Origin of the sequence: Brachybacterium subflavum, from assembly GCF_009299795.1 — a bacterium.
Lineage (GTDB): Bacteria > Actinomycetota > Actinomycetes > Actinomycetales > Dermabacteraceae > Brachybacterium > Brachybacterium subflavum.
Genome location: NZ_VIGP01000001.1, coordinates 731,553 through 751,533, shown reverse-complemented (window position 1 = coordinate 751,533; position 19,981 = coordinate 731,553). Strand labels below are relative to the sequence as shown.

At 69.0% G+C, this 19,981-nt stretch carries 19 protein-coding genes and 1 pseudogene; 12 read left to right on the top strand and 8 right to left on the bottom strand.

The features are described 5' to 3' along the window. Positions 1 to 18: 18 nt before the first annotated feature. Complete coding sequence (locus FHG10_RS03270; RefSeq protein WP_152351866.1) at positions 19 to 1,041, top strand: aldo/keto reductase; 1,023 nt, start codon at positions 19 to 21, stop codon at positions 1,039 to 1,041. Here the strand turns inward: FHG10_RS03270 and FHG10_RS03265 are convergent. Then, positions 1,013 to 1,918: a helix-turn-helix transcriptional regulator gene (locus FHG10_RS03265; protein ID WP_152351865.1), complete on the bottom strand. Its 906-nt coding sequence runs from the start codon at positions 1,916 to 1,918 to the stop codon at positions 1,013 to 1,015. The genes FHG10_RS03270 and FHG10_RS03265 overlap by 29 nt on opposite strands. Before the next feature lie 153 nt (positions 1,919 to 2,071). On the opposite strand from FHG10_RS03265, the gene FHG10_RS03260 reads away from it, so the two are divergent. The 4 genes from FHG10_RS03260 to FHG10_RS03245 are packed head-to-tail and all read left to right on the top strand — an operon-like array spanning position 2,072 to position 4,244. Continuing rightward, positions 2,072 to 2,509 (top strand): cupin domain-containing protein, encoded by a 438-nt coding sequence (locus FHG10_RS03260; RefSeq protein ID WP_152351864.1) that lies wholly within the window; start codon positions 2,072 to 2,074, stop codon positions 2,507 to 2,509. Next, on the top strand, positions 2,506 to 3,363 hold the full coding sequence (locus tag FHG10_RS03255; RefSeq protein ID WP_152351863.1) for an aldo/keto reductase: 858 nt from the start codon (positions 2,506 to 2,508) through the stop codon (positions 3,361 to 3,363). Before FHG10_RS03260 ends, FHG10_RS03255 begins: the two co-directional genes overlap by 4 nt. Positions 3,364 to 3,404: 41 nt before the next feature. After that, complete coding sequence (locus FHG10_RS03250; protein ID WP_152351862.1) at positions 3,405 to 3,977, top strand: DapH/DapD/GlmU-related protein; 573 nt, start codon at positions 3,405 to 3,407, stop codon at positions 3,975 to 3,977. A gap of 30 nt (positions 3,978 to 4,007) precedes the next feature. Beyond that, on the top strand, positions 4,008 to 4,244 hold the full coding sequence (locus FHG10_RS03245; RefSeq protein ID WP_193636175.1) for a VOC family protein: 237 nt from the start codon (positions 4,008 to 4,010) through the stop codon (positions 4,242 to 4,244). Positions 4,245 to 4,305: 61 nt separating this feature from the next. Here the strand turns inward: FHG10_RS03245 and FHG10_RS18375 are convergent, their stop codons facing one another. Further along, complete coding sequence (locus FHG10_RS18375) at positions 4,306 to 4,437, bottom strand: hypothetical protein (RefSeq protein ID WP_264674021.1); 132 nt, start codon at positions 4,435 to 4,437, stop codon at positions 4,306 to 4,308. Positions 4,438 to 4,603: 166 nt separating this feature from the next. Beyond that, a complete protein-coding gene (locus tag FHG10_RS03240) occupies positions 4,604 to 5,251 on the bottom strand; it encodes a TetR/AcrR family transcriptional regulator (RefSeq protein WP_227488000.1) in 648 nt (215 codons plus the stop codon). A gap of 87 nt (positions 5,252 to 5,338) precedes the next feature. Between FHG10_RS03240 and FHG10_RS03235 the strand changes: the two genes are divergently transcribed. Then, positions 5,339 to 7,096 carry an oleate hydratase gene (locus FHG10_RS03235; protein ID WP_152351861.1) on the top strand — a complete coding sequence of 586 codons (1,758 nt, stop codon included), beginning with the start codon at positions 5,339 to 5,341 and terminating at the stop codon, positions 7,094 to 7,096. Between the two features lie 324 nt (positions 7,097 to 7,420). On the opposite strand, the gene FHG10_RS03230 is transcribed toward FHG10_RS03235, so the two are convergent. Beyond that, positions 7,421 to 8,272: a helix-turn-helix transcriptional regulator gene (locus FHG10_RS03230; protein ID WP_152351860.1), complete on the bottom strand. Its 852-nt coding sequence runs from the start codon at positions 8,270 to 8,272 to the stop codon at positions 7,421 to 7,423. A 92-nt stretch (positions 8,273 to 8,364) separates the two neighbouring features. On the opposite strand from FHG10_RS03230, the gene hxlB reads away from it, so the two are divergent. Both hxlB and hxlA read left to right on the top strand, forming a co-directional pair. Beyond that, a complete protein-coding gene (gene hxlB / locus FHG10_RS03225) occupies positions 8,365 to 8,937 on the top strand; it encodes a 6-phospho-3-hexuloisomerase (protein ID WP_152351859.1) in 573 nt (190 codons plus the stop codon). 53 nt (positions 8,938 to 8,990) lie between these two features. After that, a complete protein-coding gene (gene hxlA, locus FHG10_RS03220) occupies positions 8,991 to 9,614 on the top strand; it encodes a 3-hexulose-6-phosphate synthase (RefSeq protein ID WP_152351858.1) in 624 nt (207 codons plus the stop codon). A 616-nt stretch (positions 9,615 to 10,230) separates the two neighbouring features. Here the strand turns inward: hxlA and FHG10_RS03215 are convergent. Further along, positions 10,231 to 11,424, bottom strand: coding sequence for an alcohol dehydrogenase catalytic domain-containing protein (locus FHG10_RS03215; protein ID WP_152351857.1), 1,194 nt, complete (start codon positions 11,422 to 11,424; stop codon positions 10,231 to 10,233). A 225-nt stretch (positions 11,425 to 11,649) separates the two neighbouring features. On the opposite strand from FHG10_RS03215, the pseudogene FHG10_RS03210 reads away from it, so the two are divergent. The 3 genes and pseudogenes from FHG10_RS03210 (at position 11,650) to FHG10_RS03195 (ending at position 15,780) form a co-directional block, all read left to right on the top strand. Continuing rightward, positions 11,650 to 14,324: pseudogene (locus tag FHG10_RS03210) on the top strand (excinuclease ABC subunit A). A gap of 588 nt (positions 14,325 to 14,912) precedes the next feature. Beyond that, positions 14,913 to 15,461 carry a type 1 glutamine amidotransferase domain-containing protein gene (locus tag FHG10_RS03200; RefSeq protein WP_152351856.1) on the top strand — a complete coding sequence of 183 codons (549 nt, stop codon included), beginning with the start codon at positions 14,913 to 14,915 and terminating at the stop codon, positions 15,459 to 15,461. Between the two features lie 7 nt (positions 15,462 to 15,468). Continuing rightward, positions 15,469 to 15,780: a putative quinol monooxygenase gene (locus FHG10_RS03195; protein WP_152351855.1), complete on the top strand. Its 312-nt coding sequence runs from the start codon at positions 15,469 to 15,471 to the stop codon at positions 15,778 to 15,780. A gap of 375 nt (positions 15,781 to 16,155) precedes the next feature. On the opposite strand, the gene FHG10_RS18370 is transcribed toward FHG10_RS03195, so the two are convergent. The 3 genes from FHG10_RS18370 to ychF form a co-directional block, all read right to left on the bottom strand. Further along, the gene (locus tag FHG10_RS18370; protein WP_264674020.1) at positions 16,156 to 16,287 is read right to left on the bottom strand and encodes a hypothetical protein; all 132 of its coding nucleotides are present in this window, start codon (positions 16,285 to 16,287) and stop codon (positions 16,156 to 16,158) included. A gap of 419 nt (positions 16,288 to 16,706) precedes the next feature. After that, positions 16,707 to 17,872 (bottom strand): IS3 family transposase gene (locus FHG10_RS03190; protein WP_152351854.1). Its coding sequence is split into 2 segments (ribosomal slippage): positions 16,707 to 17,585 and positions 17,588 to 17,872, totalling 1,164 coding nucleotides; the frame shifts between segments, so codons are not numbered across the junction. Between the two features lie 382 nt (positions 17,873 to 18,254). Further along, a complete protein-coding gene (ychF, locus tag FHG10_RS03185; protein WP_152351853.1) occupies positions 18,255 to 19,340 on the bottom strand; it encodes a redox-regulated ATPase YchF in 1,086 nt (361 codons plus the stop codon). 194 nt (positions 19,341 to 19,534) lie between these two features. Here ychF and FHG10_RS03180 point away from each other — a divergent pair, with 194 nt between their 5' ends. Next, the gene (locus tag FHG10_RS03180; RefSeq protein WP_152351852.1) at positions 19,535 to 19,978 is read left to right on the top strand and encodes a DoxX family membrane protein; all 444 of its coding nucleotides are present in this window, start codon (positions 19,535 to 19,537) and stop codon (positions 19,976 to 19,978) included. Positions 19,979 to 19,981 lie beyond the last annotated feature (3 nt).

The window sequence follows — 19,981 nt, the reverse complement described above, 5'->3', positions numbered from 1 at the left end:
CAGAAGGAGAGCAGCATCATGGAACAGCGCACACTCGGCCGCACCGGCATGAACGTCAGCGTGCTCGGCTTCGGCGCGATGAACCTCGGCGCCTGGGGTGGTGTCGGCCAGGCCGAGGCCGATCGACTCATCCATGGGGCTCTCGACGCAGGCATCACCCTCTTCGACACCGCCGATGTCTACAGCGCCGGCGAGTCCGAGGAGCTTCTCGGGAAGGCCCTCGGCAGCCATCGGGATGAGATCGTGCTCGCCACGAAGTTCCGCAACACGACGAGCCAGGGTCCGCTGGCCGGAGGCGCCTCGCGCCGGTACATCCGCAAGGCCGTCGAGGGCAGCCTGCGCCGACTGGGCACCGACCGCATCGACCTCTACCAGGTCCACCGCCCCGACTGGGACACGGACATCGAAGAGACACTCTCTGCACTGACCGACCTCCAGCGGGAGGGGAAGATCATCGACTTCGGCACCTCCACATACCCCGCTCATGCCGTCGTCGAGGCGCAGTGGGTCGCCCGGGGGCGCGGGCTCTCGCGCCCGATGACCGAGCAGGTGTCGTACTCGATCTTCCAGCGCGCCGTCGAGGCAGACATCTTCCCGGTCGCACAGAAGCACGGCCTGGGCATCCTGGTATGGAGCCCCCTCGCCAACGGCTGGCTCGCCGGGAAGATCGGGCGCGACCAGCCGGTGGACACGCCGCGCGCCCACCTCGCCACGGCGGAGTTCGACCTCTCGACCCCCGAGGCCCAGCACAAGCTCGACGTCCTCGACGGCCTGCGCGAGATCGCCGGCGACCTCGGGATCTCCCTCCCCGAGCTCGCGCTGGCGTTCGTGAAGGCCCACCCTGCCGTCAGCAGCGTCCTGATCGGCCCGCGCACGCCGGAACACCTCGAGCAGAACCTCCGGGCCGCCGAGACCACCCTCGACGACGCGACACTGGACAGGATCGATATTCTCTGCCGACCCGGCGACGACATCGCACCTCAGGACCGATATCAGGTACCCGTGCCCGCCGTCACAGACCCGGCGCTGCGCCGCCGTTGACCGATTCCGAGTCGGCGCCGTCCGCCCCGACCTCGCTCGCTGCCCACGAGGCCAGCAGCCGGAGCCGCTCGGCGGACTCGGACCCGGGCTCGGCCGCGTAGACGGTCAGCGTGAGCCCCGGCTCGGACTCCATCGCCATGCCCTCGTAGGCGACGGTGATCTCGCCCGCGACGGGGTGGCGGAAGGTCTTGGACCCCGTGCCGTGGTGGCGCACGTCGTGCGAGCCCCAGAGACGGCGGAACTCGTCGCTGCGCGTGGAGAGCTCTCCGATGAGGTCGTGCAGCTCCTTGTTGTGGGGATCGCGGCCCGCCTCGGTGTGCAGGATCGCCACCGTGACGCCGGCGAAATATTCCCAGTCGGGGTAGAAGTCGAGCGCCCGGGAGTCCAGGAACGTGAACCGGGCGATGTTCGGCGTCTGCCCCGGCATGTCGAAGACGTCCTGGTAGAAGGCCCGGCCGAGGGGATTCGCGGCGACGATGTCGAGGCGTCCGTTGCGCACGAACGCGGGGCCGGCGGTCACGGCGTCGAGGATCCACTGCAGACTCTCGTGCGGCCTCCAGCTCCGGGAGGGATGCCTGCGGGGCGGACGCGCGACGGGGCTGGCGGCGTGCGCGAGATCAAAGAGATGGGCGCGCTCCGCGTCGTCCAGCAGCAGCGCCCTCGCGACGCCGTCGAGGACCTCCGGGGAGGCGCCGCTGATCGCGCCGCGCTCGAGCTTCGTGAAGTACTCGACGCTCACCCCTGCGAGGGCCGCGACCTCGCTGCGCCGCAGGCCCGCCACCCGCCGGTTCCTCCCGGCGGGAAGCCCCACCTGCTCGGGCGAGACGTGGGCGCGGCGCGAGGTGAGGAACTCGCGCACCTCGGCTCGATTGTCCATGGGCCGAGGGTACGCGCGGGCGCCGCGAGGAAGGAGTCCCCCGCAGAACCCCTCTCGCGGGAGACTCCCCCGCGCGCCGGAACCGTGCTGGAGTGGGGACCACACGATCGGCGCGGTCCCTTCGGCCGCGCGATCCATGATGAGGAGGCACCCATGACGACGGACGACGGATTCGACCAGATGTTCCCGCTCGGGGAACCGAACGAGGCTTTCGCGCAGTACTTCATCGGCCGCAGCTACCTGGCTCCGCTCACCGAGGGAAGCGCGCCGGTGAGCAACGTGTCCTTCGAACCTGCCTGCCGGAACAACTGGCACATCCACCACGGCAGCAGCGGCGGCGGGGACCAGGTGCTGATCTGCACCGCGGGCTCCGGCTGGTGCCAGGCCGACGGGGAGGAGCCCATCAGCATGGAGCCGGGAACCGTGATCCGGGTCCCGGCGGGCACCAAGCACTGGCACGGCGCGAAGGCCGACGCCTGGTTCTCCCACCTCGCCTTCATCACCCCGGGCGACGACGTCTCCAACGAATGGCTGGAGCCCGTCGCCGACGACCTCTACGACCAGCTGCCGACGAGCGGAGAGCGCGCATGAGCATCCTCGACCAGACCTATCCCCTCGCCCACGGCGTCGAGATCCCGAAGCTGGGCCTGGGCACCTGGTTCATCGACGACGACAAGGCCGCCGAGGTCGTGCGGTCAGCGGTCGAGATCGGCTACCGCAACATCGACACCGCGCAGGCCTACGGCAACGAGCGGGGCGTCGGGGAGGGCGTCCGCACCTCCGGAGCGGACCGCGACGACCTGTTCGTCTCCACGAAGCTCGCCGCCGAGATCAAGGACTACGACGGCGCGGTCGCCGCGATCGACGAGTCCCTGCGCACGCTCGGCCTGGACCGCATCGACCTGATGCTCATCCACAGCCCGCAGCCCTGGGACGACTTCCGCGGCGGCGACTACGCGGAGGGCAACCGTCAGGCGTGGAAGGCCCTCGAGGAGGCGCACCGGTCCGGTCGGATCCGCGCCATCGGGGTCTCCAACTTCCTGCAGTCCGACCTCGAGAGCCTTCTGGAGATCGCGGACGTCGTCCCGCACGTGAACCAGCTGCTGGTGCACGCCGGGAACACCCCGCACGATCTGCTGGAGTACTGCCGTGCGCAGGGCATCCTCGTCGAGGCGTACTCGCCGATCGCGCACGGCGAGATCCTGGACGACGCCGAGGTGCAGGAGATGGCCGAGACGTACGGCGCGAGCGTCCCGCAGCTGTGCATCCGCTACGCGCTCCAGCTGGGCACCGTGCCTCTGCCGAAGACCGCGAACCCGGAGCACATGCGCTCCAACGCGCAGCTCGACTTCGAGATCTCGGAGAAGGACATGACGACGCTGAGGAGCATGAAGGGTCAGGACTACGGCGAGTCCAGCGCCTTCCCCGTGTTCAGCGGCAAGTGAGCGGGATGGCGACGACGAAGGACGACGGAGAAGGACGACGCATGGACCTCGAGACGTTCCTCGCGCAGATGGACGCCGGCGCGCCCGCGCTCCCGGGCGGCCCGGCGGCACGCATGATGGACGACCTCGCCGACGAGGCGATCGCCCTGTGCATGAAGCTGAACACCCGCGTCACCACGCTCGACGAGCGGGTGGAGATCATGTCGCGACTCACCGGGCGCGAGGTTCCCTCCTCGTTCCGGCTCTTCCCGCCGTTCACGACCGACTGCGGGAAGAACATCCGCATCGGCGAGCGGGCGTTCATCAACTCCGGCTGCCGGTTCCAGGACCAGGGCGGCATCACCTTGGGCGACGACTGCCTCATCGGCCACAACGTCGTCATCGCCACCCTCAACCACGACCTGGAGCCTTCCCGGCGCGCCACCACGATCCCCCGACCCGTGGTCGTGGGCGAGAGCGCATGGATCGGAGCGAACGCGACACTCCTCCCGGGAGTGACGATCGGCGAGGGCGCTGTGGTGGCCGCGGGGGCGGTCGTCACCAAGGACGTCCCGCCGCGGACCACCGTCGGGGGCGTGCCGGCCCGGGTGATCCGGGAGTTCGAAGCCGAGTGATCAGAGCATTCCCGGGACCACGGCTGGATCGTGACGCTCGCGGATGCCCACGGCCACCAGCTAAGCCTGATGACCCGGGACGCGACGGTCACGGAGAATCCAGCATGCACGATCTTCGTCGACGGCATCGAGGCCGCGCACACGGCGGCGATCGCCGCCGGCGTGGAGATCGTCCATCCCCTGACCCGTGAGGACTGGGGCGTCACGCGCTTCTTCTACCGGGATTCCGCGGGGTCAGTGGTCAACGTCGGGACGCACACGGGCTGAGGGGCTGGTGTCACCCCAGGTGCGTGCAGGATGCCTCGCGCATCCGAGTCGCTTGAGCGGCTCAACGCAGCGCGCGCCGTGCCGCCTTGTCGATCGCGCGCCGTCCGGCACGCTTGCCCACGGCTTCGGGGCCCTGCTCGACGGCCCGGGCACCCCCGCGGACCCGTCGCAGCTTCCGCAACCAGTTCAGCATCGTCGACCTCCTCAAGAATCGGGTTCCCGACCTTACGCGCCCTCACCGCAGGGCGACACCGTCCCAGCGTGTGCGCCGATCGGGCGAGGCCCGGCCGCGCGGTGGGCAATCGCGGCGGCGCCGGCCGGTGCCAGCGGCGGCCCGAACGGCCCGGACGGCTTCCGGGTCACCGGGCGGCGCCCACCCCCGCCACCACGAGGTCGATGAGCCGGCGGAGCACCACATCGACGTCCTCGCCGTCGATGCGCCCCTGCCGGGAGCGGTTGAGCTCGGCGAGGACCCCGGTGACGATGAGCCGGGCGCCGGTTGCCGCAGCCGCGCCGGGGGCGCCGGCCCGGTCGTCGCGCAGGCGCGCGGCGATCTGCTCCTCGAGCCCCTCGACGCGGCCGAGGACCCGCTGGCGGTGCGGCATATCCGCACCGAAGAGGATCTCGCGGGCGACCCACGTCGTGGGCTCGGGCCAGCGGCGCATCGCGGCGACGAACGGCGAGATAAGGGCCGCGATCTGGGCCGCGGTCTCCCCCGCCGCCGGCGCGGAGCGCGCCGGGGCCGTGTTCGCCTGCTCGTGGGCTCCCCAGAGCGCATCGACGACCATCATGAGCAGCTCCACCTTCGTCGCCGCGTACTGGAAGACAGTCCCCTCGGCCACATCAGCCGCGCGCGCGACCTCGCTCATCGAGGTCCGCTCGAAACCGCGCTCCTCGAACAGCGCGCGCGCCGCAGCGAGGATGCGGGCGCGCTTCTCCGCCTTCGCCCGCTCGCGCCTGCCCAGCGCCGCCGCTCGCCCGTGCCGCATGGCATCCTGAGTGCTCACACCCCGATTGTAGTCGACTCATTATTGAGTACACTCAATTACGAGGCCGGATGACCGCCGTCCGGCACGCGTCGGGAAGGATGGACCATGCAGCACACTGCAGGTAACTACGAGGCGTTCGCGCGTCCCCGCCCCGCACAGCACGCCCAGGAGACGAAGGCCTACATCGTCGGCAGCGGGCTGGCCGGGCTCGCGGCAGCCGTCTTCCTGATCCGCGACGCCGGGATCCCCGGTGCCAACGTCACGATCCTCGAGAAGGACGACGTCGCCGGCGGTGCGCTCGACGGCCTTGACGTGCCGGACAAGGGCTTCGTCATCCGCGGCGGCCGGGAGCTGGAGGACCACATGGAGTGCCTGTGGGACATGATGCGCTCCATCCCCTCGCTCGAGCTCGAGGACGCCTCCGTGCTCGACGAGTTCTACTGGCTCAACAAGGACGACCCCAACTACTCGCTGCGCCGGGCCACCGTCCGTCAGGGCGAGGACGCGGGCCACGAGGGCCGCTTCAGCCTGCCGAAGCGGGCGCAGAAGGACCTGCTCAGGATCTTTCTCGCCGAGCGCGCGGAGATGGAGGGCAAGCGCATCGACGAGGTGATGGGCCGTGAGTTCCTCGACTCGCCGTTCTGGATGTACTGGCGGACGATGTTCGCCTTCGAGGAGTGGCACTCCGCGCTCGAGGTCAAGCTCTATCTCCACAGGTTCGTCCACCACATCGGCGGACTGCCCGATTTCACGGCGCTGAAGTTCACGAAGTACAACCAGTACGAGTCCTTCGTCCTGCCGCTCATGCACTACCTCACCGAACACGGCGTCGTCTTCCAGTCCGACACCGAGGTCCTCGATGTGGACTTCGCCCACCGCAACGGCGAGATCCGCGCCACCGCGATCCGCTGCCGCCGCGACGGCGCCGAGGAGACCATCGAGCTCGGTGAGCACGACCTCGCGCTGATGACGATCGGGTCGCTCGTGGACAACTCCGATGACGGTGACCACCACACCCCCGCCGTGCTCCATGAGGGCCCGGCCCCGGCCTGGGACCTGTGGAAGCGCATCGCGAAGAAGGACCCGTCGTTCGGGCGCCCGGAGGTCTTCTGCTCCTCGATCGAGGAGACGAAGTGGGAATCGGCCACGGTCACGACGCTCGATCAGCGCATCCCGGCCTACATCGAGCGCATCGCCCAGCGCGATCCGTTCAGCGGCCGCGTGGTCACCGGCGGCATCGTCACCGCCGAGGACTCCTCCTGGCTGCTGAGCTGGACGGTCAATCGCCAGCCGCACTTCAAGAAGCAGCCGAAGGATCAGATCGTCGTCTGGGTCTACGGCCTGTTCGTCGACGTCGAGGGCGACTACGTGAAGAAGCCCCTGTCGCAGTGCACCGGAGAGGAGATCACCCAGGAGTGGCTCTATCACCTGGGTGTGCCCGTGGAGGAGATCGCTGAGCTCGCGGCGACCGGCGCCCGGTGCGTGCCGGTGATGATGCCCTACGTGACGAGCTTCTTCATGCCCCGCCGCGCTGGGGATCGGCCTCGGGTCGTCCCGGAGGGTGCCGAGAACTTCGCGTTCCTCGGGCAGTTCGCGGAGACCGGACGCGACACGATCTTCACCACCGAGTACTCGGTGCGCACCGGCATGGAGGCCGTCTACGAGCTCCTCGACGTGGAGCGCGGCGTGCCGGAGACCTGGGGCTCCACGTATGACGTGCGCGACCTCCTCGAGGCCTCGGCGCGCATGCGCGACGGCAAGAAGGTGGAGATCCCCGGCCCGGCCGCGCTGCGCAGCTACCTGCGCGACAGGCTCGAGCACGGAGAGATCGGTCAGCTCCTCGAGGAGCACGGCCTGATCTGAGCCTCGTGCCCGCCCACCCGGAGTGCGCCTCGGCCCGGCCCCGAGGCGCGCCCAGGGGTTGGTCGGCAGAATGTCGGTGCCGCGTGCTCAAGGCCTGAGAAGGGGGACCGCCGCACGGATAGGTGACTCTTCTGGCGTGGCCGATGGGCGGCCCAGAAGGATGCGCACCATGTCCGCTGGTGGTCACCTTCGCTCGACAGCCCGGACCCACGCCCATGCTGCGGGTACGCCACCGCTCGCAGTGCCGGCCGACCGGCGATGGTGGGATCTGCCGCGCCGGATGCCAGGTCGGGGCACCGCAGTCACCGTCCGGACCGAGGCCCGCTATCGAGTCTGGGCGCTCGGAGAGTGCGCATCATGGGAGTGAGCGATGCTTGCGAGCTCGGCGCGCGTGCGGGCGCCGTATTTCCGCAGCAGGTTGGCCACGTGGTATTTCACCGTGTTGGCCGTGATCCCGAGCTGGTCGCCGATGCGCTGGTTCGAGATCCCGGTCGCGACCAGGCGCAGCACCTGCTTCTCGCGGTCGGTGAGCTCCTCGGCGCCCTCCACGGTGAGCGCTGCGCTGGGTGGGTCCAGTGGAATCTCGATCCGCAGCGTCGTCCCCCAGCCCGGGGTCGTCTCCACGTCCATTGTTCCCCCGAGCGCCACCACTCGCTCCACGATCGGACGCAAGGAGTCGTCGTGCGCCGTCACCGCGGTTCCCCCGTCGTCACGGACCTCCATCAGCAGGTGGCGGCCATCGCAGTCCCAGCCGATCCGGGCGCGCGCAGCGTCCGCGCGGTCCATGAGCGAGAGCACTGCTGTGCGGGAGATGGCGCGGGCTTCCCGAGCGACCGGGCCCGGCAGCGCCCGCCCTCGCGCAGGAGGCTCGGCGAACTGGACGTGCAGCGGCCCGGAGCGGATCAGAGGACGCAGTTCGGTGCGCAGGCGCGAGAATGCCTCGGCTACCGGCTCGAGCACGCTCTCCTGCTGCGCATGGACCGAACGAGCACGGATGAGCGCGGAGGAGGCGATCTCCGTGGCCTCCCTGCGCGCGGCCGCATCCGCGAGTCGGCCGGAGCGGAGCACGGCAAGGATCGATTCGAGGGTGATCGCATGCTGATCGGCCTGCTCGGTCAGGGCACGGTCCCGCGACAGGGAGCGGGCACGTTCCAGCGGGGTCGGGAGGTCGCTCACTCCCCTACTCTAGCTCGATCCGGGAGGCCCACCCGATCGAAGGGGGCGCCCCGCTCATTGGGCAGCAGTGGACCGCCGCGGACCGGCCCAAGATGGTCGACATGGAAGAACGAGGTATCCAGGATTCGCTGACGCGGATCGTCAACGAGATCGAGGGGGCAGCTGCCCTTCCCGACGCGCCCGCGCTCGCGGCCGCCGTCGAGCTGACAGCGGACGCCCGGCGAGTCTTCGTCCACGGGGCTGGACGGTCCGGGCTCGCGCTGCAGATGACGGCCATGCGCCTCATGCACCTCGGGCTGCAGGTCCACGTCGTCGGTGAGACGACGACCCCTGCGATCGGAGAGGGTGACCTGCTCCTGACCGCCAGCGGTTCCGGCACGACCTCGGGGGTGGTGAGCGCGGCTGAGACGGCGCGATCCGTCGGTGCCCGCGTCATCGGGATCACGACCGACCCCGAGTCACCGCTTGCTCAGCTGTCCCACGCCGTCCTGGTCATCCGGGCGGCGACGAAGACGGACCGGTCCGAACAGCAGTCGGCCCAGTACGCCGGCAGCCTCTTCGAGCAGCTCCTCGTCCTCGTCGGCGACGCTCTCTTCGACGTCCTGTGGCAGAAGAGCGGACAGAGCGCGGATGCGCTCTGGCCCCGTCATGCCAACCTCGAATGACCTTTCTTCCCCGTTCCACCATCGACACCACCACAAGAAAGAGACACCCTGACATGCGACTGCAGTTCGCCATGGACACCCTGACCACCGAGTCCGCCCTCGACCTGGCCGCGAAGGCCGCCCCCTACGTCGACATCCTCGAGCTCGGCACCCCTCTGATCAAGAGCGAGGGCCTCGCGGCGATCACGGCGGTCAAGGCCGCCCACCCCGACAAGACCGTCTTCGCCGATCTCAAGACCATGGATGCCGGCGAGCTGGAAGCTGACATCGCCTTCGCTGCCGGAGCGGATCTGGTGACCGTGCTCGGCGTCGCCGGTGACAGCACGATCGCCGGAGCGGTCGCCGCGGCGACCAAGCACGGCAAGGGCGTCGTCGTCGATCTGATCGGCGTGTCCGACAAGGCCGCACGGGCCCGGGAGGTCGTCGCCCTCGGCGCCGTCTTCGTGGAGATGCACGCCGGCCTCGACGAGCAGGCGGAGGACGGCTACAGCCTCGACGCCCTGCTCGCCGCCGGCAAGGCCGCCGAGGTCCCGTTCTCCGTCGCCGGCGGCGTCAGTGCGGACTCTGTCGAGGCCGTCCAGCAGGCGGGAGCAGACGTGGCCGTCGCGGGCAGCGCCATCTACAGCGCATCGGACGTCGCCGCCGCGGCCGCCGCCATCCGCTCCGCCATCCGGTGACCACCGCCCACCGCATCCCGTGGTGAGGGGGCAGGTGACGGCACGCCCGGACCCTGTCCCCTCCCACCGGATGCGGTGGACTGATGCCGCAGTCGATCCCCGCGCGGCGCAGAGCGCCACGTGATCCTCCTCGCCGCAGGGCGTGCCCGGCCGGCGCCGGGCGGCGCCGCGGCGCATCCCGACGGCCCCGCCGTGGGCGATGTCGCTGCGGCCCCCTCGGACCTTCTCCGCGCCGGCCCCCGCGGTGGACCGGCGCTCGTCCGCGTGACACACCCGCTGGAGCTCCCCGCCAGGACCGGCGCCGGTGACACCGGTCCCTCCGCGATGTGCGCGGGCCGGCGGCCCCGGCACAAGTGATCGTCCCCCTCGCCCTGCGAGGCGATCCGGATCGAGAGGTGAGGGGCGTCAGGAGCGTCGCAGCGACCTGCCCCCGTCTCCCCCGATCACGCCCCTGCGCACTCGTCACCGCCGCTGAGCTCCGGCATGCCGGCCCCACCGGCGCCAGGCCCGACCCGGGCATCGTCCAGGACGGGATCGGCGACGGATCCGTGCACAGAACCGACCCGCGACCGACGCTGGAGCGACGATCGCGGGCCGGGTGCATGACGGCCCGGGATCAGGCGGGGATCATGCCGTGGGGATCGATGATGAACTTCTCCGAGACACCGGTATCGAACTTCGCGTAGGCGTCGGGGGCCTCGTCGAGGCTGATGACCTGGGTGTTGAGCATGTCGCTGAGGTAGGGCATGCGGTCCCAGAGGATCGACATCATCAGCTCACGGTTGTAGTGCATGATCGGGGCCTGGCCGCCGGAGATCCGAGGCGACTTGATCCACGCCTTGCCGAAGTCGAGCGGGTAGGTGCCCTCCTGCTCGGCCTTGGAGGAGGCCAGCGGGTCGGGGCCGTAGACGCCGACGATGCCGGTGGCGCCGCCTGCGCGGGTGGCGTCCATGACCTGGTTGATGGCGTGAGCCGGGTTCATGTCCTCGGCCTCGCGGCCGATCCCGTGGGCTTCGTTGCCGACGTAGTCGACGGCGCAGTCCACCATTGGTTCGCCGAGGATGGCCTCGATCTGATCGGTCAGCGGCACGTCCTGGTTCAGGTCGATGGTCTCGCAGCCGTTGTTCTTCATCAGGTCCAGCCGGTCCTGGTGGTAGTCACCGACGATGATGCAGGACGCACCCAGAAGACGGGCCGCCGCGGCGCCGCAGCGTCCCACAGGTCCGGCGCCGGCGATGTAGACGGTGGAGCCGGGCTTGGCCCCGGCCTCGACGAGGCCGTGGAACGCGGTGGGCAGGATGTCCGAGAGAAGGGCGAGGTCACGGATCTTCTCCATGGCCTGGTCCTTGTCCGGGAAGCGGAGCAGCTGGAAGTCGGCGTAGGGGACGAACAGGTACTCCGCCTGCCCACCCTGGAAGTCGCCCAGGTTGAACCCGTAGGCGCCGCAGGACACGTCGGGGTTCACGGTCTCGCACGCCTCGGTGTGGCGGGCACGACAGTTGCGGCATCGGCCGCAGGCGACGTTGAAGGGAACCGAGACCAGGTCGCCTTCGGAGAGGAACTCGACGTCGGGGCCGATCTCGACGACCTCGCCGGTCATCTCGTGCCCCATCACCATGCCCTGGGGGACGGGGAAGGAACCGCGGTAGATGTGCAGGTCGGAGCCGCAGATGTTGGTGGCGACGATCTTGAGGATGACGCCGTGCGGGGCGCTCTTGCCGTTCGGCATCTCGAGCTTCGGGAAGTCGAGGGTCTCGACGCGCATGTCCTTGACGTTCTGGAACACGACGGCGCGGTTGCTGCTTGCCATGACGATCTCCTCCAGTTGTGGATGGCCCGGTCGCGGAAGTGCCACGGTCATTTGGATGCCCGTCACCCGCGGCCTCGGCTCTCTTCGAGCATAGGCCAGAAGGAGCCTCGCCCTCCACCGAGGTGCCCGCCGCGGCTGCGGCGACAGGCGCCACGGGCAGGTGGACCGTGGAGGACCGGGCCATGCTCCGACCGATCGGTGGAACGCGTTGCTAGTGTCGCCGGCATGGTCGGAGCACGCAGGTCCGCACCGACGGACTCGTCACCCGTTCAGCCCGACGTGCAGGTTCTCGGCGCGCGCGAGCACAACCTCCAGGACATCGACCTGACGGTCCCCCGCGACGCTCTGGTGGTGTTCACCGGGGTCTCCGGCTCGGGGAAGTCGTCCCTGGCCTTCGGAACCCTGTTCGCGGAGTCCCAGCGCCGTTACCTCGAGTCCGTCGCTCCCTACGCCCGTCGCCTCATCGACCAGGCAGCCGTCCCGGACGTCGACTCCATCACGGGCATGCCGCCGGCCGTCGCTCTTCAGCAGCAGCGCGGGGGCCGCAGCGCGCGGTTCTCGGTGGGCAGCATCACCACGCTCTCCTCGCTGGTGCGCATGCTCTACTCCCGGGCCGGCCACTACCCCGATGATCAGCCGATGCTCTACGCCGAGGACTTCTCCGCCAACACCGTGCAGGGCGCATGCCCGGAGTGCCACGGCATCGGCCGGGTGTACGAGGTCATCGAGGACACGATGGTGCCGGACCCTTCACTGACGATCCGCGAGCGGGCCATCGCCTCCTGGCCGACGGCCTGGCACGGTCATCAGCTGCGCGATGTGCTCGTCGCCCTCGGCTACGACGTCGATGTGCCCTGGAAGGATCTGCCGAAGGAGGATCGGGACTGGATCCTCTACACGGACGAGACGCCGTATGTCCCGGTCCATTCGCGGCTGACTCTCGCCGAGGCTCGGGCCGCCACCGCGGCGGGCGTCGAACCGAGCTACTCGGGCACCTTCGTCGGCGCGCGTCGGTACGTGCTCGACACGTTCGCGAACACCAAGAGCGAGTCGATGAAGCGACGCGTGGCGGAGTTCCTCTCGGTCGCTCCCTGCCCTGCCTGCCATGGGAAGCGGCTGAAGCCGGAGGCCCTGTCCGTGACGTTCGAGGGTCTCGACGTCGCAGATCTCTCCGCGCTGCCGCTCGCGGAGCTCTCCACGCTGATCGACCAGGCGGTCGAGCGAGCTGTCGGCGCTCTCGACGGGGCCGAGTCGGCGGGCCGCACAGCTGGCCAGGCTGACCGACGCGACGCCGGGCAGCGGATCGACGCCGGAGGATCCGCCCCCGCGGCCGAGGACGCGCGCATGGCGCCTGACCGCTCGGTCGAGAAGCTGGCCGCGACAGCGCGATTGGGCGCGGAGCTCGTCAACAGGCTGCGTCCGATCATCGATCCGGGCCTGGGGTACCTGTCCTTGGGCCGCACCACTCCCACCCTCTCCGGCGGGGAGCTGCAGCGCCTGCGACTCGCGACCCAGCTGACCTCTGAGCTGTTCGGTGTGGTCTATGTGCTCGATGAGCCGTCCGCGGGTCTTCATCCGCAGGACGTCAGCGCTCTGCTCGGCATCCTCGACGGGCTCAAGCGCCGGGGCAACAGCCTGTTCGTGGTGGAGCATTCGGTGGATGTGATGCGGCACGCCGACTGGCTGGTCGACATCGGGCCCGGCGCGGGTGAGCGCGGCGGCCGCGTCGTCTACAGCGGGCCCTACGAAGGGCTCGCCGAGGTGGAGGAGTCCGTCACCCGCGGCTATGTCTTCGGGGGCAGCGGCCTGCCCCGCCGGACGCCTCGCGAACCGCAGGGACGGCTGAGGCTCGAGCACGTCACTCGCAACAACCTGCGCGACGTGTCGATCTCCTTCCCGCTCGGGGTGTTCACGGCCGTCACCGGAGTGTCGGGATCAGGCAAGTCCAGCCTGGTCAGCCAGGCACTGCCCGCGCTGCTCGGCGAACGGCAGGGACGAGCTGACCAGGCGGAGGATGCTGACGCCGCCGAAGGGGACGAGCTCCTGCTGTCGGATGAGCCCGACGAGCTCGAGGGGAGATCCGCGGCGACGTCGACGGGGTGCGCCGCGTCGTGAGCATCGACCTGAAGCCCATCGGTCGCACCCCGCGCTCGAACGTCGCCACCTATACGGGCCTGTTCGACCACGTGAGGCGGAGGTTCGCGGAGACGCCCGAGGCTCGCGCTCGCGGCTACAAGGCGGGCAGGTTCTCCTTCAACGTCACCGGCGGTCACTGCCCTACCTGCAAGGGCGAAGGATCCGTCATGGTGGAGCTGCTCTTCCTCCCCTCGGTCTACACCGAGTGCCCCGACTGCCACGGCACCCGCTACCAGTCCAGCACGTTGGAGATCGCCTGGCGTGGCCGCAACATCGCGGAGATCCTCGCCATGAGCGTCGAGGAGGCCCACAACTTCTTCCAGGGCGAGTTCGACATCATGCGGTCGCTCGCGGCACTGGTCGACGTCGGCCTCGGATATCTCCGTCTCGGACAGCCGGCCACCGAGTTGTCCGGAGGTGAGGCGCAGCGGGTGAAGCTCGCCTCCGAGCTCCAACGATCCCAGCGCGGGGACACCCTCTACGTCCTGGACGAGCCGACGTCCGGGCTGCACAGCGCCGATTCCGATCGGCTCGTGACGCATCTCCAGACCCTCGTGGACGCAGGCAACACCGTCGTCGCGGTCGAGCTCGACATGCGCATCGTCGCCGTGGCCGACCACGTCATCGACCTCGGGCCCGGGGCGGGGGACGATGGCGGCACGGTGGTCGCCTCAGGCACGCCCGCGCAGGTCGCCTCGTCCGGAGCCGGTGCGTCGGCACCGTACCTCGAAGCCGCGCTCCGGGAGGCCGCCTCCCGGGCGTGAGCGTCGTACGGCTGCGACGAGGGCGATAACCTCGTCGCAGGGAGCGCATCGGACAAGCAGGCTGCGTCACCTGATCGGTGACCCTCGCCGTGTGCCTTCCCCGCGCGGTCAGCAGGCGCTCCGCCCTGTCTGCGGATGAGGTCGGGAACCGGTGACCCTCGAACGACGCTGACCGCACGTCCTGCGGCGGCGTCGACGTCCTCGTGCCCCGGCATCCCGGCGTCCCGGCGTCCCGGCGTCCCGGCGTCCCGGCGTCCCGGCGTCCCGGATGAGATGGCCACGTGCGCCCTGTCCCTGACGTACGAGGTCTACACTGGCTCAGGGGCAGGCACTCACATTCGGCCAGGCCCCGGCGAAGAAGGCCCGCCGTCGATGGCGGAACGTCAGCGACGACCTCCGGGCCGAAGCTTCTTCTCCGTCCCCCAGGACCCGGCCCGAGAATCGGCAGCCACCACCTGCCGGGACCTCGATGAGCGCAACGACGACTGCACCCGAGTCGTCCTGCACCCGAACCACGCTGCCCGGTACGGACAGCCTGCGGCTCGCCCCCACAGGCAAGCCGTCATCTCTCGCAGAACGGAGCAGAACATGGCAGACGAATTGCATGGCAAGCGGATCGCGATCCTGGCCGCCGACGGCGTCGAGCGCGTGGAGCTCGAGCAGCCGCGACAGGCTCTTCAGGACGCCGGGGCCACGACCGTGCTGCTCTCGCTGCACGAGGGCGAGATCAAGGCACGCGAGAACGACCTGGACGAGGCCGGGACATTCTCGGTCGATGCCCTGGTGAAGTCCGCCTCGGCCGACGAGTACGACGCCCTGCTGCTTCCCGGCGGCACGGTCAACCCCGATCAGCTGCGCGTGGACACCGACGCCGTCGGATTCGTGCGCGACATCATGGTCGCCGACAAGCCGGTCGCCGCGATCTGCCACGGACCGTGGACGCTGATCGAGGCCGGTGTCGCGAAGGGTCGGACGCTGACCTCGTACCCGAGCATCCGCACCGACCTGCGCAATGCCGGAGCGAACGTCGTCGACGGAGAGGTGGCGCGCGACGGGAACCTGATCACCAGCCGCTCGCCCGAGGATCTCCCGGCCTTCAACGCCGCGATGGTCGAGCTGTTCAGCCAGGACAAGTGAGGAAACCATGATCAACACTGCATTGTCAGTCATCGTTCACGCCAAGCCGGGGAAGCAGCAGGACGTCGCGGACTTCCTCCGCAGCGCCCGCCCCATCGTCGAGCAGGAGGAGGGTACGCGAGCCTGGTTCGCCCTGCAGTTCGACGAATCCACCTTCGGGATCTTCGACGTGTTCCCCGACGACGAGGCCCGCCAGACCCACCTCTCCGGTGGCGTCGGCCAGGCACTCGCTGCACAGGGAGCTGATCTGTTCAGCACCGAGCCGAGCATCCAGAACGTCGACGTGATCGCGTACAAGCTGCCCGGCGAGACCGCCTAGAGGAACAGCTTCGATCGCCTCGGCGGCCAGGAACCGCGGGGTTCTCCCACGACGATCAGCGTTCCGCTGACACAGGGTTGCTATGTAGCGCTTCCTGTCAAGTGGGCAGGGTGAAGCGGGGGTGTCCACCGGCCGGTGGGTGCCCCCGCTTCGGCGTTAGCGGGGTGCGCCTGGGGATGTCGCGTGTCAGTTCGACGCGTGGTCAGCCTGATATGCGCGGGTTGGCTACCGCATGACGCTGTTTCGGTAGGAGGAGCGGAGTTTGTCCGAGATCCAGCGTCGCCCGTGCGGTCTGGTCACAGCCCTTTCTCCGGTCTCCTCCTCACACTGCGTCCCCAGGCGCTCGGGATCGCCCATGAACGCGGTCTCTACGGGCTATGCCTCCATCGTCGCCGGTGACCAGCACCAGGAGGCCAGCTCTCGGGAGGTGAACTCGCTGTCCTCGGCGAGCTCGAGGATCGCGGCGTCGAGCCGGTCACGCGTGCTGGACGGTGTCGTCGCAGTCATCGAACGTCATCAGCGTTCCGACGCCGGCACCACCCAGTTGGTCACGTCGTATACCCCGAAGCCAGGCCCTGTGCTCCTTGCCCCAGTTTGTCTTCCCGGCGAACACATACCCGTTGCGCAGAGCGAGCTTTCCCAGACGCTGACGGGCACTCATCAGGTCACGTCGGGCATCGTCACGGCAGCGGACGAGGTCACGGGCTGCTTCTGGCTTCGCCTGGCGATCCGGACCGGCACGATGGCTCCGGCACGATCCAGACGAGCCAGCAGCATTGCATCGTTGCGGTCGCTCTTGACCCCGGTCCCCGGGCGGGTGGATCAACTTCGAGGGTGCCGCGACCTGCACCCGATGCCCCGCCTCGTGAAGAGTGCGGGCCAGACCGAACCCGGGACTGCTGCACGGTCAGGTGACAGTTATCGTGTCAGGCCGCTAGGTACGAGGCCGACTTCATGATGGTCTCGTATTCGATGGGGGTCAATCGGCCCAGTCGGGCTTGCCGGCGACGGCGGTGGTAGGTGCGCTCGATCCAGGTGATGATCGCGATCCGGAGCTCCTCTCGCGTCCGCCATCGCTTGCGGTCCAGGACGTTCTTCTGCAGCAGGGCAAAGAATGACTCCATTGCGGCGTTGTCTCCGGCAGCACCGACTTTCCCCATCGATCCGATGAGGTGATGACGGTTCAGGGCATGCACGAAGCTCCGCGCTCGAAACTGGGATCCGCGGTCCGAGTGCACGATGCAACCCGCTGCGCTATCGCGTCGGGACATCGCATTCGCCGGGGCGTTCACCGCGAGACGGGCCTTCATCCGGTCGCTGATGGAGTAGCCCGAGATCCGACCGGAGAACACATCCTTGATCGCGCAGAGGTAGAGCTTGCCCTCGCCGGTCCATTGCGCGGTGATATCGGTCAGCCAGACCTCGTCGACGTCGTCGGCAGTGAAGTCCCGTTTCACGAGGTCATCGTGCACGGGAGGCCCGGGACGCTTGCCGTTCTTCCCTCGCTTCTTGCCGAAGGTGGACCACCACTGGTTGTCCCGGCATATCCTCCACGCGGTCCGCTCACACATCGCCACGCCCGCGGCGCGAGCTTCCTCGACAAGGAATCTCGATCCGAACTCGGGATCGTCTCGGTGAGCATTGAACAGGGCGTTCGCGCGATATGCCTCGTCCAGCTCGCCGGCGGTGACCTGCTGGGAACACCACCGGCAGTAGGGCTGCCGGGAGAGCTTCAGGACCCGCAGGGACACCGCGACGGGGATCCCATCAGCGGCGAGCTCACTCACGAGGGGGTGGAGCCTTTTGACGGCAGGTTCGCCTGGGAGAGGTAGGCGGCAGCGCGGCGAAGGACCTCGTTCTCCTGTTCGAGGAGGCGCACCCGGCGCTTGAGCTCTCTCGTCTCGGCAGCATGCGCCCGGGCCCTGCCAGGCCGGTTGCCCTCGTCAATGTCGGCTTGGCGGATCCACTTGTGGAGCGTCATCTCGTGGACGCCGAAGTCCTTCGCGATCTGCGCGAGAGTGACACCGTCCTCACGGGACCGGGCCACCCGCACGACACCCTCACGGAACTCTCGGGGGTAGGGAGCCAGCATGGCGCACATCCTTCCAGGCCACCCCTCAGGGAACCCAGATCACGTGTCACCTATCCGTGCAGCAGTCCCAACGAGCCCGGTGAACCTCGATGCTGCTGAAGCAACCGAGTTTTGAGTCATACTGATTCTTGAGTCAACACACCTGCCGAGAGATCGCGCGTCGAACGACTCGAACCCACCCCGAAACAGGCCAGCCGACGCGGTTTGCCCGCTCCGCCCACGCACCGCAAAAGCAAGACTCGGCCCCTGCAGAAGCTCCGCAGGAGCCGATCAAAGTCACAGGTCAGCAGGGAAAACGCGTTCCAGCAGATGTTGAATCGAAACTCGCCCGCCGAGCAAGATCCGAAGCTGCGAATATAAAATTCCTGGTCAGAAGCCCACTTTAGACATTGAATCTAAATTCAACCACGTCCCCGTCGGCCATCACGTAGTCCTTGCCCTCCATGCGCACCCAGCCGTGGGCCTTGGCGTCGGCCATGGAGCCTGCCTCGACGAGCTTGTCGAAGCTGACGATCTCGGCCTTGATGAAGCCGCGCTCGAAGTCCGTGTGGATCACGCCGGCGGCCTGCGGGGCGGTCGCGCCCTGCGGGATGGTCCACGCGCGGGACTCCTTGGGGCCGGCGGTGAGGTAGGTCTGCAGGCCCAGCGTGTGGAAGCCGACGCGCGCGAGCTGGTCGAGGCCGGACTCGGCCTGGCCGGTGCTCTCGAGCATCTCCCGCGCCTCGTCCTCGTCGAGCTCGGCGAGCTCTGACTCGAACTTGGCGTCCAGGAAGATCGCGTCGGCCGGGGCGACGAGGTTGCGCAGCGCCTGCTGGGAGGCCTCGTCCGCGAGCCCCTCCTCGTCGGTGTTGAAGACATAGATGAAGGGCTTCGCGGTCATCAGCTGCAGCTCGCGGAGCAGCGAGACGTCGATCCCGGCTCCGGCAGCGCCCTGGAACAGTGTCGTGCCGGTCTCCAGCAGGCCCTTCGCGGCGTCCATCGCGTCGAGCACGGCGGCCTCGGTGAGCTTCCGCTTGACCTCCTTCTCGACGCGCGGGCGCGCGTTCTCGAGGGTCTGGAGGTCGGCGAGGATCAGTTCGGTGGTGATGGTCTCCATGTCGCCCGAGGGGCCGTCGGACCCTTCGGCCCGGATCACATCGGGATCCGAGAAGGCACGGGTGACCTGGCAGATCGCATCGGCTTCACGGATGTTCGCGAGGAACTTGTTGCCCAGTCCCTCGCCCTCGCTCGCTCCCTTGACGATGCCGGCGATGTCCACGAAGGAGACGGTCGCGGGGACCTGCTTCTCGCTGGCGAACATCTCGGCGAGGGTGCCGAGCCGCGGATCGGGCAGAGGCACCACGCCGACGTTCGGGTCGATCGTGGCGAACGGGTAGTTCGCCGCGAGGACCTCTGCGCGGGTGAGAGCGTTGAAAAGGGTGGACTTGCCGACGTTGGGCAGTCCGACGATTCCGATGGTGAGAGCCACGGGATCGGAGTCTACGGGCCGAACGGCCAGGATGCCCGTCGCGCGCGGCCGTCGTGGGCGAGAGCACGCGCTCGCAGCGGCATCCCGCGGGATCCCCGTGAGTCCTCGCGCACCACACCGGGCACCGCTCCCCCGCTCCCGGCCCGATTCACTACTCTCGTCCTGCACGGACCGCTCTCGATCAAGGAGTCCCCATGGCCTTCAGCCTCAGCAACACCATCCTGCGCGGCGTCACCGGCGCATACATCCTGAACTCGGGGATCGGGAAGCTCGGCCTCCCCGAGGAGGCCGCCACCGGTCTCCAGCAGATGGCCTCCCAGGGCATCCCCCAGGTGGAGAGCCTGTCCCCCAAGCAGTTCGGCTGGCTCGTGAGCCTCGGCGAGATCGCCGTCGGCTCGGCGCTGCTGCTGCCGCTCGTGCCGACCCGCGTGGCCGGCCTGGGCCTCGGCGCCTTCAGCGCCGGCATGCTCTCGATGTACTTCCGCAACTCCGAGATGACCCAGGCCGACGGCATCCGCCCCTCCCACGCGGGCACGCCGCTGTCCAAGGACCTCTGGCTCGCCGCGATCGCGCTCGCGCTGGTCGTCCGCGGCGCGGGCTCGAAGAAGGTGAAGGTCAAGGAGGTCGCGAAGGACTGACCT

Excerpts from the sequence above, each read along its gene's own strand:
- hxlB (WP_152351859.1), top strand. The coding sequence starts at position 8,365 with ATGGTCGACATGGAAGAACGAGGTATCCAGGATTCGCTGACGCGGATC.
- FHG10_RS03260 (WP_152351864.1), top strand. The coding sequence starts at position 2,072 with ATGACGACGGACGACGGATTCGACCAGATGTTCCCGCTCGGGGAACCG.
- FHG10_RS03215 (WP_152351857.1), bottom strand. The coding sequence starts at position 11,424 with ATGGCAAGCAGCAACCGCGCCGTCGTGTTCCAGAACGTCAAGGACATG.
- FHG10_RS03180 (WP_152351852.1), top strand. The coding sequence starts at position 19,535 with ATGGCCTTCAGCCTCAGCAACACCATCCTGCGCGGCGTCACCGGCGCA.
- hxlA (WP_152351858.1), top strand. The coding sequence starts at position 8,991 with ATGCGACTGCAGTTCGCCATGGACACCCTGACCACCGAGTCCGCCCTC.
- FHG10_RS03270 (WP_152351866.1), top strand. The coding sequence starts at position 19 with ATGGAACAGCGCACACTCGGCCGCACCGGCATGAACGTCAGCGTGCTC.
- FHG10_RS03200 (WP_152351856.1), top strand. The coding sequence starts at position 14,913 with ATGGCAGACGAATTGCATGGCAAGCGGATCGCGATCCTGGCCGCCGAC.
- FHG10_RS03250 (WP_152351862.1), top strand. The coding sequence starts at position 3,405 with ATGGACCTCGAGACGTTCCTCGCGCAGATGGACGCCGGCGCGCCCGCG.
- FHG10_RS18375 (WP_264674021.1), bottom strand. The coding sequence starts at position 4,437 with ATGCTGAACTGGTTGCGGAAGCTGCGACGGGTCCGCGGGGGTGCCCGG.
- FHG10_RS18370 (WP_264674020.1), bottom strand. The coding sequence starts at position 16,287 with ATGACTGCGACGACACCGTCCAGCACGCGTGACCGGCTCGACGCCGCG.
- FHG10_RS03235 (WP_152351861.1), top strand. The coding sequence starts at position 5,339 with ATGCAGCACACTGCAGGTAACTACGAGGCGTTCGCGCGTCCCCGCCCC.
- FHG10_RS03195 (WP_152351855.1), top strand. The coding sequence starts at position 15,469 with ATGATCAACACTGCATTGTCAGTCATCGTTCACGCCAAGCCGGGGAAG.
- FHG10_RS03265 (WP_152351865.1), bottom strand. The coding sequence starts at position 1,918 with ATGGACAATCGAGCCGAGGTGCGCGAGTTCCTCACCTCGCGCCGCGCC.
- FHG10_RS03255 (WP_152351863.1), top strand. The coding sequence starts at position 2,506 with ATGAGCATCCTCGACCAGACCTATCCCCTCGCCCACGGCGTCGAGATC.